This is a genomic window from Streptomyces sp. NPDC057702 (genome assembly GCF_042799315.1).
Taxonomy (GTDB): Bacteria; Actinomycetota; Actinomycetes; order Streptomycetales; family Streptomycetaceae; genus Streptomyces.
This window is the reverse complement of the sequence record NZ_JBHVJC010000021.1, coordinates 23,485-38,248: the sequence shown is the minus strand read 5'-3', so window position 1 is coordinate 38,248 and position 14,764 is coordinate 23,485. Positions and strand designations below refer to the sequence as shown.

11 protein-coding genes are annotated in these 14,764 nt (G+C 71.1%); 5 read left to right on the top strand and 6 right to left on the bottom strand.

What is annotated here, in order from left to right; all coding sequences use genetic code 11:
* The first annotated feature begins 51 nt into the window (after positions 1–51).
* Positions 52–2,565 carry a DEAD/DEAH box helicase gene (locus ACFVFR_RS17670; RefSeq protein ID WP_383702476.1) on the top strand — a complete coding sequence of 838 codons (2,514 nt, stop codon included), beginning with the start codon at positions 52–54 and terminating at the stop codon, positions 2,563–2,565.
* A 73-nt stretch (positions 2,566–2,638) separates the two neighbouring features.
* The gene (locus ACFVFR_RS17665) at positions 2,639–3,517 is read left to right on the top strand and encodes an acyl-CoA thioesterase (RefSeq protein ID WP_383702474.1); all 879 of its coding nucleotides are present in this window, start codon (positions 2,639–2,641) and stop codon (positions 3,515–3,517) included.
* Here the strand turns inward: ACFVFR_RS17665 and ACFVFR_RS17660 are convergent.
* A complete protein-coding gene (locus tag ACFVFR_RS17660; protein ID WP_383702471.1) occupies positions 3,468–4,718 on the bottom strand; it encodes a DUF6397 family protein in 1,251 nt (416 codons plus the stop codon). The two genes, ACFVFR_RS17665 and ACFVFR_RS17660, sit on opposite strands and share 50 nt — an antisense overlap.
* Positions 4,719–4,826: 108 nt before the next feature.
* Positions 4,827–5,237 (bottom strand): roadblock/LC7 domain-containing protein, encoded by a 411-nt coding sequence (locus ACFVFR_RS17655; RefSeq protein ID WP_383702469.1) that lies wholly within the window; start codon positions 5,235–5,237, stop codon positions 4,827–4,829.
* 944 nt (positions 5,238–6,181) lie between these two features.
* On the opposite strand from ACFVFR_RS17655, the gene ACFVFR_RS17650 reads away from it, so the two are divergent.
* Entirely contained in the window at positions 6,182–8,647 is a 2,466-nt protein-coding gene (locus ACFVFR_RS17650) for an aminotransferase class III-fold pyridoxal phosphate-dependent enzyme (protein WP_383702467.1), read from the top strand.
* A gap of 2 nt (positions 8,648–8,649) precedes the next feature.
* Complete coding sequence (locus ACFVFR_RS17645) at positions 8,650–10,035, top strand: aldehyde dehydrogenase family protein (RefSeq protein WP_383702465.1); 1,386 nt, start codon at positions 8,650–8,652, stop codon at positions 10,033–10,035.
* 188 nt (positions 10,036–10,223) lie between these two features.
* Here the strand turns inward: ACFVFR_RS17645 and ACFVFR_RS17640 are convergent, their stop codons facing one another.
* Positions 10,224–11,174 carry an oxygenase MpaB family protein gene (locus ACFVFR_RS17640; protein WP_383702463.1) on the bottom strand — a complete coding sequence of 317 codons (951 nt, stop codon included), beginning with the start codon at positions 11,172–11,174 and terminating at the stop codon, positions 10,224–10,226.
* A 500-nt stretch (positions 11,175–11,674) separates the two neighbouring features.
* On the opposite strand from ACFVFR_RS17640, the gene ACFVFR_RS17635 reads away from it, so the two are divergent.
* Positions 11,675–12,565: a hypothetical protein gene (locus ACFVFR_RS17635; protein ID WP_383702461.1), complete on the top strand. Its 891-nt coding sequence runs from the start codon at positions 11,675–11,677 to the stop codon at positions 12,563–12,565.
* Between the two features lie 47 nt (positions 12,566–12,612).
* On the opposite strand, the gene ACFVFR_RS17630 is transcribed toward ACFVFR_RS17635, so the two are convergent.
* The 3 genes from ACFVFR_RS17630 to ACFVFR_RS17620 form a co-directional block, all read right to left on the bottom strand.
* Complete coding sequence (locus ACFVFR_RS17630; protein ID WP_383702459.1) at positions 12,613–13,155, bottom strand: MOSC domain-containing protein; 543 nt, start codon at positions 13,153–13,155, stop codon at positions 12,613–12,615.
* A 106-nt stretch (positions 13,156–13,261) separates the two neighbouring features.
* Positions 13,262–13,444: a hypothetical protein gene (locus ACFVFR_RS17625; RefSeq protein WP_383702457.1), complete on the bottom strand. Its 183-nt coding sequence runs from the start codon at positions 13,442–13,444 to the stop codon at positions 13,262–13,264.
* A 77-nt stretch (positions 13,445–13,521) separates the two neighbouring features.
* Positions 13,522–14,571 carry a fatty acid desaturase family protein gene (locus ACFVFR_RS17620; RefSeq protein WP_383702455.1) on the bottom strand — a complete coding sequence of 350 codons (1,050 nt, stop codon included), beginning with the start codon at positions 14,569–14,571 and terminating at the stop codon, positions 13,522–13,524.
* Positions 14,572–14,764 lie beyond the last annotated feature (193 nt).

Below are 14,764 nucleotides of genomic sequence, written 5' to 3'. Positions count from 1 at the left end.
GTTAGTGCGGTCGGTTCCCGCGCGGGGGTCGGGAGCAGGCAGTATGGGGGCGTGACTCTTATCGATCAGATGCCGAGCGACGCCGACCCGGATGCCCTCTTCGAGACGTTCTCGTCCTGGGTGGAGGGACGTGGTATCTCGCTCTATCCCGCCCAGGAGGAGGCGCTGATCGAGGTGGTCTCCGGCGCGAACGTCATCCTGTCCACGCCCACCGGCTCGGGCAAGAGCCTGGTGGCGGCGGGGGCGCACTTCTCGGCGCTGGCGCGCGATGAGGTCACGTTCTACACGGCTCCGATCAAGGCGCTGGTGTCGGAGAAGTTCTTCGAGCTGTGCAAGCTCTTCGGCACCGAGAACGTCGGCATGCTCACCGGTGACGCGTCGGTCAACGCCGACGCGCCCATCATCTGCTGCACGGCCGAGGTGCTGGCGTCCATCGCGCTGCGGGACGGCAAGGACGCCGACGTCGGGCAGGTGGTGATGGACGAGTTCCACTTCTACGCCGAGCCCGACCGGGGGTGGGCCTGGCAGATCCCCATCATCGAGCTGCCACAGGCGCAGTTCGTGCTCATGTCGGCGACGCTGGGAGACGTCTCCCGCTTCGAGGAGGACCTGACCCGGCGCACGGGCCGGCCCACGGCCGTGGTGCGCTCGGCGACCCGCCCCGTCCCGCTCAGCTACGAGTACCGGACCACGACGCTGACCGAGACGCTGACGGAGCTGCTGGAGACCCGCCAGGCGCCGGTGTACATCGTGCACTTCACACAGGCCGCGGCCGTGGAGCGGGCGCAGGCCCTGATGAGCATCAACATGTGCTCGCGCGCGGAGAAGGACGAGATCGCCGCGCTGATCGGCAACTTCCGCTTCACCACCAAGTTCGGCCGCAACCTCTCGCGTTACGTGCGCCACGGGATCGGTGTGCACCACGCGGGCATGCTGCCCAAGTACCGGCGGCTGGTGGAACGGCTCGCGCAGGCCGGGCTGTTGAAGGTCATCTGCGGTACGGACACACTCGGCGTCGGTGTCAACGTGCCGATCAGGACCGTACTGTTCACGGCGCTCACCAAGTACGACGGGCAGCGGGTGCGCACGCTGCGGGCGCGCGAGTTCCACCAGATCGCCGGCCGGGCCGGCCGGGCCGGGTTCGACACCGCCGGGTTCGTGGTGGCCCAGGCGCCCGAGCACGTGGTGGAGAACGAGAAGGCGCTGGCGAAGGCGGGCGACGACCCGAAGAAGCGGCGCAAGGTGGTGCGCAAGAAGGCGCCCGAGGGGTTCGTCAACTGGGGGCAGAACACCTTCGAGAAACTCATCGCCTCCGAGCCCGAACCGCTCACCTCCCGGTTCCGCGTCACCCACACGATGCTCCTGGCGATCATCGCGCGCCCGGGCAACGCGTTCGAGGCGATGCGGCGACTGCTGGAGGACAACCACGAGCCGCGCAGGAACCAGTTGCGGCACATCCGTCGCGCCCTGGCCATCTACCGCTCCCTGCTGGACGGCGGCGTGGTCGAGCAGTTGGCCGAGCCCGACGCCGAGGGCCGGATCGTACGGCTCACGGTCGACCTGCAGGCGGACTTCGCGCTCAACCAGCCGCTGTCGACGTTCGCCCTGGCCTCCTTCGAGCTGTTGGACCCGGAGTCGCCCTCGTACGCCCTGGACATGGTCTCCGTCGTCGAGTCGACCCTGGACGACCCCCGGCAGATCCTGGCCGCGCAGCAGAACAAGGCGCGGGGCGAGGCTGTCTCGCAGATGAAGGCCGACGGCGTCGAGTACGAGGAGCGAATGGAGCTCCTGCAGGACGTCACCTACCCTCGGCCGCTGGACGAACTGCTCTCGCACGCGTACGGCCTCTACCGCAAGAGCCACCCGTGGGTGGGCGACCACCCGCTGTCGCCCAAGTCGGTGATCCGCGACATGTACGAGCGCGCGATGACGTTCACCGAGTTCACGTCGTTCTACGACCTGGCGCGCACCGAGGGCATCGTGCTGCGCTACCTGGCCAGCGCCTACAAGGCACTGGACCACACCGTCCCGGACGACCTGAAGTCGGACGACTTCGAGGATCTGATCGCCTGGCTGGGCGAGATGGTGCGGCAGGTCGACTCCAGCCTGCTGGACGAGTGGGAGCAGCTGGCGAACCCGGAGACCGAGACGGCGGAGGCGGCGCAGGAGCGGGCGGACCAGGTCCGGCCGGTCACGGCGAACTCCCGCGCCTTCCGGGTCCTGGTGCGCAACGCCATGTTCCGCCGTGTGGAGCTGGCGGCGTTGGACCGGGCCGACGAGCTGGGCGAGCTCGACGCGGAGTCGGGCTGGGACGCGGAAGCCTGGGGCAGGGCCCTGGACGCGTACTGGGACGAGTACGAGGAGATCGGCACCGGGCCCGACGCGCGCGGCCCCAAGCTGCTGAGCATCGAGGAGCAACCCGAGCACGGGCTGTGGCGCATCCGACAGACCTTCGCCGACCCGGGAGGCGACCACGACTGGGGCGTCTCCGCCGAGGTGGACCTTGCCGCGTCCGACGAGGAGGGGCGCGCCGTGATCCGCGTGACCGACGTGGGGACGCTGTAACGTCCCTGACGCCGCCCGCGCCGGGTCACGGCCGGGCGGTGTCTCGCGGCACGCCAGCAAAGGAGCAGCACCGATGCCCAACCCCGCCGAGCGGCTGGTCGACCTTCTCGACCTGGAGCGCATCGAGACCAACATCTTCCGGGGGCGCAGCCCGGACGAGTCGCTGCAGCGGGTCTTCGGTGGACAGGTCGCCGGGCAGGCTCTGGTGGCGGCGGGGCGGACCACCGACGGCCAGCGCCCGGTGCACTCGCTCCACGCGTACTTCCTGCGGCCGGGCACGCCGGGGGTGCCCATCGTGTACCAGGTGGAGCGGGTGCGGGACGGCCGGTCCTTCACCACGCGTCGGGTGGTGGCGGTCCAGCAGGGTCGGACGATCTTCAACTTGACGGCCTCCTTCCATCAGCCGGAGCCGGGGTTCGAGCATCAGGTACCGATGCCGGACGTACCCGACCCGGAGTCGCTGCCCAAGCTCGGTGACGCCATCCGCGAGCGGCTGGGCGAGCTACCCGAGGCGCTGCGGCGCATGGAGCGACGACAGGCGTTCGACCTTCGCTACGTGGAGCCGCTGCGGTGGACGCCCGAGGAGCTGAAGGGAGCGGAGCCGCGCAGCGGGGTGTGGATGCGGGCGGTGGGGCCGCTGGGCGACGACCCGCTCGTCCACACCTGCGCGCTGACGTACGCCAGCGACATGACGCTCCTGGACGCGGTGCGCATCCCGGTGGAACCCCTGTGGGGACCGCGCGGCTTCGACATGGCGTCGCTGGATCACGCGATGTGGTTCCACCGGCCCTTCCGGGCAGACGAGTGGTTTCTCTACCAGCAGGAGTCGCCCATCGCGACGGGCGGCCGGGGCCTGGCACGAGGTCAGATCTTCGACCGCGACGGCGCCCTGTTGGTCTCCGTCATGCAGGAGGGGTTGTTCCGCCCGCACCGCCAGGCCACCGAGGGCTGAGGTCAGCGCCCCCGTCGTCGTGGGTCAGCCGTGCCGGGCGCCGCTCGTGGGCGCTCACGGCTCCCCGCTTCCCGGGGGCCGCCGGCCGTCGGAGACTCCCACGCTCGCGGGCACGGCGAGCCGCGGCCACATGCGCGAGCCACTCCCACGCTGTCCCCGGTCGCCCGGCGGGCGTGCCCGGGGGCACCGCGCGACGCCCTGGCGGAGGAAGCTGGGAGACGCCGCGACGCCTGCCGAGCGGGGTCGCTTCGCGACAGCTCCCGGCGTGGTGCGGCTGGGCGGGGTCGGCCGGGCCGGTGGGTGGTTCGGGGAGCGCCCGCGCCGCTGACGTGGCATCGCGTGCCTGGCGCACGGCCGCCGCCTGGGGTGATCCCCGCAGGGCGACCCGGGCGTCGTCCAACGCCGTCGCCAGGCCGATCTGGTGCCAGATCACCTCGTCGCGGCCGTCGGCCGTCACCGCCGTGTCCACCACCGCGCACACGGCGGGAGCCACCGCGCGCACGGGGCTCAGCGGAGGGTCGAGCTCGCGCAGAAAGGCCCGCTCGGCGGGCGCGGGGACCGTCTCGGCCAGGGCCTCGGCGCTCAGCACAGCGGCCGAGACGGCGGCCCGGCTCCAAGGATCGGCGCTGTGGGCGAGGAGCTGCCCCACCCGGCGGGCCCGCCAGTTCCGTCCACGCCAGTCGACATCCGCCCGCATCATGGCGCGCAGCCGCTCGGGGGCGCGTGGTGCGCCCAGCCCCGGCTCGCTGGCCGCGAACTCGTGGAGCTCCGCCGCCAGGTACCACCAGACCACGGCACGGTAGCGGTTGACGGAGAAGCGAGCGGGACTGACGCATCCACCGCGCGCCAGCCGGGTGAAGCGCCCGGGGCTGATCCCCAGCAGCTCCGCGGCCTCCGCCGTGCCCACGAGCCGCAGCCGCCCGCGCAGCATCTGGCGTGCGGAGGGGTCGGCCGCGAGTCGGTCGATCTCGGCGCGGAGCACGCGCCGCTGCCATGACGCTCCCGGCACCGCCGGAGGGAGCGAACCGCTGGCGTCGAGCCGACCCCAGGGGGCCGGCTCCCCCAGTCCGACGGAGCGCACCGCACCGAGTTGCACGGCGAACTCCAGCTCTCTGCGCTGCCAGCCCAGCTCCCTGGCCGCGCTGCCGAGTGAAACGGTCGCCCTGGTCGTCGTGCGCCCGTCCTCTGCCCGTACGGACATGATGCCTCTCCCCCGTCGGTCGATCACTGACAGTGACGACTGTAGCTCGGGAGAGGACGCGCGCGACGCGCCTGTGGATAACTTCGGGACGGGGTCGGTGACGCCCGCTCAGACACCACCCGGGGCGCCACTTTGCTGGCGTACCTCGACGCCGAGGTGCTCACCCACGCGGTTGACGAGGAGAGCCATCTCGTAGGCGATCTGACCGACGTCGGCCTCCTCGTGGCTGAGCACGCAGAGGCAGCTTCCGTCGCCGGCGGCCGTCACGAACAGCACACCCTCCTCGAACTCCACCATCACCTGACGTACCTGACCTGTCCGAAAATGATGGCCAGAGCCCTTGGCGAGGCTGTGCAGGCCGGAGGCCACGGCGGCCATGTGTTCGGCGTCCTCGCGGATGAGGGACGTGCTCGCCGCCGTCACCAGGCCGTCGTTGGACAGCACCAAGGCGTGCCGTATGTGCTCGATCCGCGTGGTCAGATCGTCCAGCAGCCAGTCGAGCCCCTTGGTCAGTGCCATGCCCTCGCCTCCCCGTACGGCATTCCCCGTAACTGCCGTGCCAGCCTTGCTCACTGCCGCCGTCTCGGCAACCCGGCCTTGGCCATAGACCGCTCTTGTCCCCACCCTGACACAGGGCGCGGACACGACCGAGCAGATCGGAGCGGTTCGGTGGCACGGTTCGCCACCAGATGGGCGAACCTCGACACACTTCGTCCGGGCGCCGGCCACGAGCGGGGAATCCCGCGGAGCCCGCGCGCGAGCCTTCCTCGGCCCACGGCGGGCGCCCGGCAGCAGGACCGAGGGGGACGCGCGCGCCAAGGCGCACCCTCCGCCCCTCGGATCGACACGCGTGGGAGACCGCTCCGCGGACCCCGGCGAGGTCACGTTGGGTGAGCGATCAGCGAGGGCGGGGGTGTGCGACTGCCGGGCGCCGGTGCCCGTATGCCCGCACCCGACGCGTGACCCGGGCGCGTCGAGGGGTACGGCACGACCGGGCGCGACCGCGGACGCGCCAAAGCCTCACCCTAAGGTTGACCGTAAGGCTGGCCATCGCCATGGCGGCGGGATCACCACGGACGGGCGGACGGCATTTCCGATATGCGGGAATTGATGAACAGCGAGCGGACACGCCTCAATGAAACCCACCCGCAAATCGACGCATCGCTTCGACGCACGGATACGGAGGCCAGTCGCCCCCGCCGGTCTCCTTTACGGAACTAATGATTCCTTCCATGTATTCGCGATCACGGAAGCGGAATGGGGTCTGTCGATAAGATGGGCGATCCGTATCGCCGCGCACGGGTTCCACGGCGAATGCACGGCGACGTCACCATCTCTGTCCACACTCTGGTCGAGTTGACGCGAAGCCAGCGCTTTCCCCTCTCTCCTGCTGCACACTGGGCATCTCCACGAAAAACGCCAGGAATGGAACTTTCCACTCCCATTGTTGATGTGAGGATGCGATGACGTCCCTGAATCCGATGACGCCGCCACCGATGGACGCGGACACTCTGGTGAAGAGAGACCAGACCCGGTTGATCCACCCACATCTGCCAGGTGACTCCCTTGACCGTGTCGTGATGGTGGAGGGCGCCGGCTGTCGGTTACGGGACGCGCACGGCCGCGAGTACCTGGATGCCACGGGCGGGCTCATGCTCGGACACGTCGGGCACGGCCGACGCGAACTCGTCGAGGCCGCCGCCGGGCAGATGTCGAAGCTGGAGTACTACAGCAGCTTCCACGAGTTCACCAACGAACCATCGATCAGGCTGGCCGACCGGCTCATCGGGCTGGCGCCCTCCGCGATGGAGCGGGTGTATTTCACCAGTGGCGGCGCGGAGGCGGTCGACGCCGCGCTCCGCATGGCCCGCCTCTACCACCACCGGCGCGGTGACACGGAACGCACCTGGGTTCTGGCCCGTAACTTCGGCTACCACGGCGTCACCTACGGCGGCGCGGCGGCGACCGGATTTCCCATGTTCCATCAGGGTTTTGGCCCGATGATGCCGAACGTGCGTCACCTGACGCCGCCCATGCCGTTCCATCCGGAACTGTACGGCGGCGAGGACCCCACCGAGTTCTGCCTCCGCGAACTGCGGGAGACGATCGAGGAGATCGGCCCCGAGCGGATCGCGGTCATGATCGGTGAACCGATTCTCGGGGTGGCCGGCGTAGTGGAACCACCCAGCGACTACTGGCCGCGGGTCCGTGAACTGTTGGCGTCCCACGGAATTCTCCTCATTCTCGACGAGGTCATTACCGCTTTCGGTCGGACGGGGCACTGGTTCGTCTCGGACCGAATGGGGGTCACGCCCGACTTCATCGTCACCGCCAAGGGGCTGACCTCGGGATACTTCCCGATGGGTGCGTTGCTGGTGGCCGATCGCGTGGCCGATGTCGTCGCCCGCGAGGAGGGATTCGTTGGGGGGTACACCTACGGCGGTCACGCGACCGGCTGTGCGGTGGCTCTGGAGAATCTCGACATCCTGGAGCGGGAGAACCTGCTCGCGGCGGCCGTCGACGTCGGCGACCACCTCGGGGACCAGCTGCGCCGACTGGAGGAGCTGCCCATCGTCGGGCAGGTGCGACAGGTCGGGCTCATGATCGGCATCGAGCTGACGCGGGACCCGGCCACCGGGGAACCGCTGTCGGCCGAGTGGGTGCCGCCGCTGGTGCGCGAGCGCCACGGGATCATCATCCGTAACAACCCGAACACCGTGCTGCTCAGCCCGCCGCTGGTGATGAGCCACGCCGAGGCGGACCGGGTGGCGACGGCGGTGACCGAGGTGCTCACCGAGCGCGCGAACGCGGGCAGGAGTCGGGTGAGCGTGTCGACGCCGGAGCCGGCGGCGCTCGACGCGGCATGGGACCGGCCCCCGTCCATAACAGATCTGCTGGGTGCCGCCATGGAGTGGCATTTCCATCCGAAGACCGGTTCCCGGTTCTGGCTGGAGCGGGCGAAAAGCCTGGACTTCGACCCGCGCGAGGACATTCGTACCGAGGCGGATCTGGCGCTCTTCCCGAACATCGTCGACGAGTTGCGTGACGTCCGCGTGGAGGACCTGGTTCCGCGCGGGTACGGCGACCAGCGCATTCCGTTGGATATCTACGAGAGCGGCGGCACGACCGGTTCACCCAAGCGCGTCGCGTGGCTTCCCGACCACCACGAACGGCTGTGCTCATGGCACAACCAGGTTCTGGACGACCGTGGTGTTCCCCGTGGGGTGAACTGGCTGACGATCGGCCCGAGCGGTCCGCACATATTCGGGCCCATCACCCGGTCGGTAGCGCATCTTCGCGGTGGCACGCCCTTTGCCGTGGACCTCGATCCGCGGTGGGCCAAGAAGTGCGTGACGGAGGGGCGGACCGAGGAGACCAGGAGATATCTCGCGCACGTTCTCGACCAGGCGGAGTGGCTTTTGCACAGTCAGGACGTGGGCGTCATCTTCACCACACCACCGTTGCTGGAGGCGTTGGCCGGGCACGAGCAAATGGCCGAGCTCATCAACCGCAAGGTCCGCACCCTGATATGGGGCGGCGCCTCGATGAGCGTCGACACCCGCACCCTCTTCCGGGACGAGGTGTTCCCCGATGCCCAGTTGCTCGGCTTCTACGGGAGCACCATGGTCGGCGGCGGAATGTACGAGCGAAAGGGGCTCGCTCCCGACCACCCGTCCACCTTCGATCCGCCGTACCCGTTCATCAGCATGCGCGTGGTGGACCCGCGTACCGGAGAGGTGGTGCCCTATGGCGAACGTGGTCAGGTGGTCATGAACCACATCAGCCGCAGCATGCTGATTCCGAACAACCTCGAACGGGACACCGCGATCCGTCTTCCGGCCGCCGAGGGATTCGGTGGCGATGCCGTCGCCGATATCAAGCCGGTCCCGTCGTTCGGTGGCACCGCGGTTGTCGAGGGGGTGTACTGACGATGCCCGATTCCCCGACACCGGTCAGCCTGGACGCGCTCGGACCCCGTGGACCCTATCGGTCACAGGCGAGGGAAATCGTCCACGACGTCGCCGGCACACCGCTCGCCGAGCTGAGCATGGTGCCACGGCTGTACGCGCGGCGCGGTCTGACGGCGTTGCGGCGGGCGCGGACACTGCCCGTGGACGAGCGGACGGCGGCGTTGGCCGAGGCGGGCCGGCTGTTCGCCGGCGCCACCGTCAACGGCATGAGCGTCGCGCGGTACGAGCACGCCGTCGCTCGGGTCAGCGGGCTGCCGATCTCCGTCGTGCGGGAGGCCACCGGCGCCGTCGCGGCGGGGCTGGCCGGCGCGTACGGATTCGCGGGCCAGGCCCGGCCGCGTGGCAGCCGGGCCACCTCCGACGGCGCCGGCGACGCGGTGTGGATCCGGCGTGGTGACGTGCTCGCCGTGCTGACGGCCGGCAACCACCCCGGAATTCACGAACAGTGGGCGGAGGCGTTGGCCCTGGGGTACCGCGTCGCGGTGCGCCCCTCCCGGCGCGAGCCGCTCAGCGCACACCGGCTGGTCTCGGCCCTGCACGCGTCGGGGTTCGGCACGGATCAGGTCATCCTGCTGCCCTCTGACCACGGCGTCGCCGACGATCTGATCGAGGGTGCGGATCTGGCCATGGTCTACGGCGGCGACACCGTGGTGGACACCTACCGGGCAAGCACGCGGGTGCTGCCGCACGGGCCGGGGCGGGCCAAGATACTGATCACCGCGGAGAGCGATGTCACGCGCCACCTGGACACGATCGTCGACTCGGTCAGCGCGCAGGCCGGCGCCGCGTGCGTGAACGCCACGGCGGTCTTCGTCGAAGGGGACCCGGCACCCGTGGCCCAGGCCATCGCCGAACGGCTGGCCGGCCTGCCCTCACTGGCGCCGGAGGACGAGGGGGCGGTGCTGCCGGTGCGGCAGGTGGATGCCGCGCGGAGCCTGGAGAAGTACCTGTACTCCGAGAGCGCCGGCGCCACCGCCTGGCTCGGCGGCGACACGATCGTCGCCGAACTCGGTGACGGCTCGGCGGTGCTGCGTCCGGCGGTCCTCGAACTGTCCCGGGCCGACGCGCCGCAGACACGGCTGGAGCTGCCGTTCCCCTGTGTGTGGGTCGCACCGTGGAGCCGAGCGGACGACGTGGCCCCGCTGCGCGACACGATCGTGCTCACCGCGCTCACTTCCGATCAGGAACTGATCGATCGTCTGCTCCACGAGCCGACCATCCGCAATCTGCACGTCGGCGATCACCCGACCCATGTGCTGGTGCCGGGACTGCCGCACGACGGCTACCTCGGCGACTTCCTCATGCGCGCCAAGACGTTCACGCGCGGCGCGCCGGCGACGACGTAGCGGAGCCGGCAGAGGGAGGTACGACGGGAAGGGGGCTCGGCACACCGGTGCCGTCGCCGTGGACGACCCCTCGGGGCCTGGCCTCGGCGGCGGCACCGGTACGACCGGACCGGCCCGGACCGGCCGGCCGGCCGGCCGGCCGGCCGCCGCGAGGTCGGCCATGAGGGCGAGGCGCGGGGCGAGCGGTGCTACGACGGCTCCGCCCCGGCCGCCGGGGCCGCGTCGGGCGGGGGCGTCGCGTGGACGACCGGGCAGCCGGGAGTGAGGGTGGGGCGAGGGTCACGAGCGCCACGGCCAAGTGGGAAGGTGCCGAGGTCGGCCAGCGGGTGGCCCTCGGGGTAGCCCCTGATCTGGGAGTTCTGCCGCGCGTAGTGCGGCGTGCGGCGCGGGGGCAGCAGGCGCACCGCCCGGCCGCGCAACCGCAGCGCCCCGCGCACGAGAGCGGTGGCCACGGGAGTGGGCTCCGGATAGCGGAAGGCGCGTCGCAGGGGCGCGTCGAGCAGAGCCAGGCTGGCCGTCCGCGCGAGGGGGGCGAGCGGGCGCGGATACCAGGAGGCCATCAGCGCGCGTGTCGCGTCGGCCACGCTCCTGCCTCCCTCGTCCCAGCCGAAGTGAGCCGCCTCGTACATGTCGAGACAGTGCTCGAACTCCGCGTATGTGGCGGGGATTTCTCTGATGCCCATGTGCCGGCCGAGAGTGCCGAAGTAATACGCCGAGGCTTCTCTTTCCGCTTCGCACAGGGGTCGCCACCCGAATTCGTCCAGCCAGCGTTTGGGGACGACGACAAAGGTGCTCAGTACATAGCGCATGTCGTCGTTGCTGATGTCGTACGAGCCGTGCATCTGGTTCATGCGCCGGATCGCGGTACGGCCGCGGGCGTCGGCGAAGCCGTGTTCGAGCACCGCGTCCAGGAGAAGTGCCGTGTCGTCATAGCGCTTTTGCGCGCGCTCGGTGAGCTCGCCGGTCCGCGCGAGCAGCCGGCCGACGCTCGGGACCGCGTAGGTGCGGAAGAGGGCCAGCTCAAGGGCTCGGCTGAGGTCCCAGGGGAACTCGTGGGTCGCGGTGATGCGGTAGATGCGGAGGAAGTCCCGCTCCGGGTCGAGGCGCTGGATCTCGCGTAGCCAGTCGTATCGCCGCATGTCGCCGGCTTCCCTTCGGTGGTGCCACGGCGCGGTGCCCGGACTTCCACTGTAAAGGCGCCGGAGGGAATGCGGCGGCGGCGTACGGTCGCGACGCGAGGGCGATCGGAACTGACCCCGCGAGCCGTGCCGGGGGCTGATTTCGTGGCGCCGCAGACGGGGCTGAGGGGAAATCAGACAACACGCCCGCCGACGGTGTGCGCGATATTTCCGGTGACCGGTGTGGCGGGGCGTGGCATCCCGCACCGGAAAGAGCGCTGTCCCCCTGACCGTCACACCGCGCGGAGCGCCGCGCCCGATACCGACCGCGCCAGGCCGCTCGCGAGGCGGGCATCGGACGGGTGGTGCGGTGGACTCCTCAGGGGCGACGGGCGGAGTGTCGGACAGGCGAGTCGCGCCCGGGGGGCCGGGGCGTACGGGATCGTGTCGCGGGTATCGACTCAGCGGTTACCCGCTGGTTAAGGTGCGCCGGTCGAGGACGGGCACCAGGGGAGGCCACGGTGGACACGGCGGGCGGGTCGAACGACGAGGCGCTGTACGTGTTGACCGCGGTGTTGCTGACCCCCGCGCGGTTCCCCGGTGTGTTGGGGGACGACTATCCGCAGGTGTGCGCGGTGCTGGGGCTCGCGCCCCGGCCCGACGGCTACGGCCTGGTGCTGGGTCAGGACGGGGCGGGCGCGCGCTGGACCGTGGTCACCGACGACGTCTCACTGGTCGCCTGCGCGCTCGCGGCCTGGGACTGCGGCATGGACTACGACCTGTCGCCCGGTGAGCGCACCGTCGTGGCCGCGCTGCCGGGCTGGCCGCTCGCGGTGGCGGTCGCCGCGCCGGGAGTGCCGGCGCCGCACGATCCCGCGCCGGAGCCCGGTCCCGACGGGGTGGTCCGGCCGCCGCTCAGCCCGCCCGACTGCACCCGATGGGGGCCGGCGCAGCGGCGACTGGGGGCGGACGAGATCGCGTCGCGGTGGGCGGTGTGGCGCGAGCAGATCGGCGACGACGTCACCTTCGCGCAGCCCGATGCGGGCGGGGACACGGCGCGCGAGGCGTCCGGCCCGACCGCGCCCGTGGACAGCGGGGCCGCCACCGCCGGCCCGGCAGCCGCGTCCGGTGCGCTCACACCGGGGCACGCGGGGGTGCGCCGGGTGTTGCGCGAGGCCCACGGCTATGTGCGCACTCCCCCGCCGCCGGGGCGGGTGCGCTCGGCGTACGCGTCGGGGGCGGCGCGCACGCTGCGCGCCGACGGGCCGGGGTGGAGTCTGGTGGCCAGGACCGACGACATCGCGTTCGTGCTGTTGGACGAGGAGCCGGGCGAGGTGTTGCCGGTGGGCCGCGGACGCGAGTTGCCGGGCCTGCTGAGCGCCCTGGACGCGCTGGCCGTACGCCCGGTGTGACCGGAGCGTCGGGGCCGGCGCCCCGAAGGACTGCCCACCGCCGGTCGTTACACGCGCTCCAGTGGGTGGTGCGGGCCGCTCGGCAGTTCCACCCGGATGGCGTCGCCCGGGCAGACCGTGCCGCCCTCGCGCACGATGCTCATGACGCCGGCCTTGCGGACGATGTGTCCGTCGGCGTCACGGCCGACCACATGCCTGAGCAGCCCGTTGGCGAAACCGTCGATCTGTCGACACGGGTTGCGCAGCCCGGTGACCTCGACGACGGCCGTCGCACCGAGGTGGAGCAGGGTGCCCGTCGGGAGGCTGATCAGGTCCACGCCGCTGGTGGTGATGTTCTCGCCGAGGTCACCCGGCCGCACGGAGAAGCCGGCCGTCTCCAGTTCGGTGAGGAGTTCGCACGGGATCAGGTGCACCTGGCGCAGATTGGGCTGGGTGGGGTCCTGGGCGACGCGGGAGCGGTGTTGGACGGTGACTCCCCGATGGGCGTCGCCCGCCACGCCGAGCCCGGCCAGCAGGGTGATCCGCTCGCGGAGGGGCTTGCTGAACGCGTGCTGGTCGTCGCAGCACACCGCTAGGGCCGTCGCGCCCATGCCGGGACGCTCCTCTCGGTACGCCGGTATCTCACCCCGGCATTCTGCCACCGGCCGGCACGCACCCTCCTGGCCCACCGACCGGGTCGGGCGGTCTCGGTGCGGGTCAGCGTCCCAGTTGCTTGCGCGAGGCACGGCGCAGCCGGCTGCGCTGGGAGGGGTCGAGGAGGAGGTAGGCGCCGGCCGGCACGCCGATCATGATCAGCAGCGCGAGCCAGTTCGGCAGCAGCCACAGCAGCAGCACGCCCGCCACCACTCCACCGACGGCGACCTTCGCACGGTTCGACATCGTTTTCCGCCTCCTCGACGCTTGTACCGCTTTCTCCCTCTTCAACGGTAATGCGACACGATGGGTTCCCTCTGTCGCTAGCGCAGTGGGGCGCCGACGTCGTGCATGTGGCGCAGCGCCCAGGCGTAGGAGGCGACGAGTCCGGTCTCGGTGTACGGCAGGCCCAGCCGGGCGCAGTGGGCGCGCACCAGGGGCTGGGCGCGCCGCAGGTGGGGGCGGGCCATGCTGGGGAAGAGGTGGTGTTCGATCTGGTAGTTCAGGCCGCCCAGCAGCCAGTCGGTGGCCCGGCCGCCGCGGATGTTGCGCGAGGTGACGACCTGGCGCCTCAGGTGACCCCAGGGGTCGTGTCGCGGGTCGGGCATCTCCATGCCCTTGTGGCCGGGGGCGAAGGCCATGCCCAGGTAGAGGCCGAAGAGCGCGTGGTGGGTGAGCGCGAAGACGGCGGCCTTGCCCGGCGAGAGGACGGCCAGCAGGAATCCGACGTAGGCCAGGTAGTGCGCGGCCAGCAGGGACGCCTCCACGGCGCGCTCGCGTGGGCTCTGTCGGCGCAGGTCGCGCAGGCCCGAGACCTTCAGGTTGAGACCTTCGAGGAGCAGCATCGGGAAGAAGAGGCCGGCCTGGTGGCGGGTGAGCCAGCGGGTGAAACCCTGACGCAGCGCGGCCTGGTGGCGGGTCCAGACGAGGGCGCCGACGGCGACGTCGGGGTCCTTGTCGATGTGGTTGGGGTTGGCGTGGTGCCGGTTGTGCTTGTCGTTCCACCAGGCCCGGCTCATGCCGAGGAGGAGGTTGCCGTGGACGAGGCCGACTGCCGCGCTGACGCGACGGTTCGAGGTGATCTGGGAGTGCCCGGCGTCGTGGCCGACGAAGGAGGTGCGGGCCCAGAAGACGGCTGCCGGCAGGGCGAGCGCCACCGTCCACCACGAGTCGCCGACCAGCACGATCGCGGTCACGACGGCGGCCAGCGCCGCCAGGTTGAGCGCGATGCCCCGCACGTACCAGCCGGTGCGGCGCTCCAGCAGGCCGGCCGCGCGCACCTCGCGCAGCAGGGGTGCGAAGTCGCTGCCCGTGGCGGGCGCGCGCGGCCCGTCGGGGGGTGCGGGGGGCGCTGCGACGGTGGCCTGGGACATGGCGACTCCGGTGAACCGAGGCGATCCCCGTACGACGCTCGCCGCACGGGGCCTGACCTTTGAGAACGTAGGCGTCGCGGGCCAGGCGGTGCCATGGAGAGGTCCCCCGGGCCGTGCGGGTGCCACGCCCCGTACTCACAAGGGGGGTTAGCACCACCCTCGTGGCGCGCGGGGTCCTCGCGTGGGAGTGCCG

What these genes read in the sequence shown, in the direction of transcription:
- ACFVFR_RS17650 (WP_383702467.1), top strand. Translation starts at nt 6,182, where the DNA reads ATGACGTCCCTGAATCCGATGACGCCGCCACCGATGGACGCGGACACT.
- ACFVFR_RS17620 (WP_383702455.1), bottom strand. Translation starts at nt 14,571, where the DNA reads ATGTCCCAGGCCACCGTCGCAGCGCCCCCCGCACCCCCCGACGGGCCG.
- ACFVFR_RS17665 (WP_383702474.1), top strand. Translation starts at nt 2,639, where the DNA reads ATGCCCAACCCCGCCGAGCGGCTGGTCGACCTTCTCGACCTGGAGCGC.
- ACFVFR_RS17640 (WP_383702463.1), bottom strand. Translation starts at nt 11,174, where the DNA reads ATGCGGCGATACGACTGGCTACGCGAGATCCAGCGCCTCGACCCGGAG.
- ACFVFR_RS17655 (WP_383702469.1), bottom strand. Translation starts at nt 5,237, where the DNA reads ATGGCACTGACCAAGGGGCTCGACTGGCTGCTGGACGATCTGACCACG.
- ACFVFR_RS17660 (WP_383702471.1), bottom strand. Translation starts at nt 4,718, where the DNA reads ATGTCCGTACGGGCAGAGGACGGGCGCACGACGACCAGGGCGACCGTT.
- ACFVFR_RS17625 (WP_383702457.1), bottom strand. Translation starts at nt 13,444, where the DNA reads ATGTCGAACCGTGCGAAGGTCGCCGTCGGTGGAGTGGTGGCGGGCGTG.
- ACFVFR_RS17645 (WP_383702465.1), top strand. Translation starts at nt 8,650, where the DNA reads ATGCCCGATTCCCCGACACCGGTCAGCCTGGACGCGCTCGGACCCCGT.
- ACFVFR_RS17630 (WP_383702459.1), bottom strand. Translation starts at nt 13,155, where the DNA reads ATGGGCGCGACGGCCCTAGCGGTGTGCTGCGACGACCAGCACGCGTTC.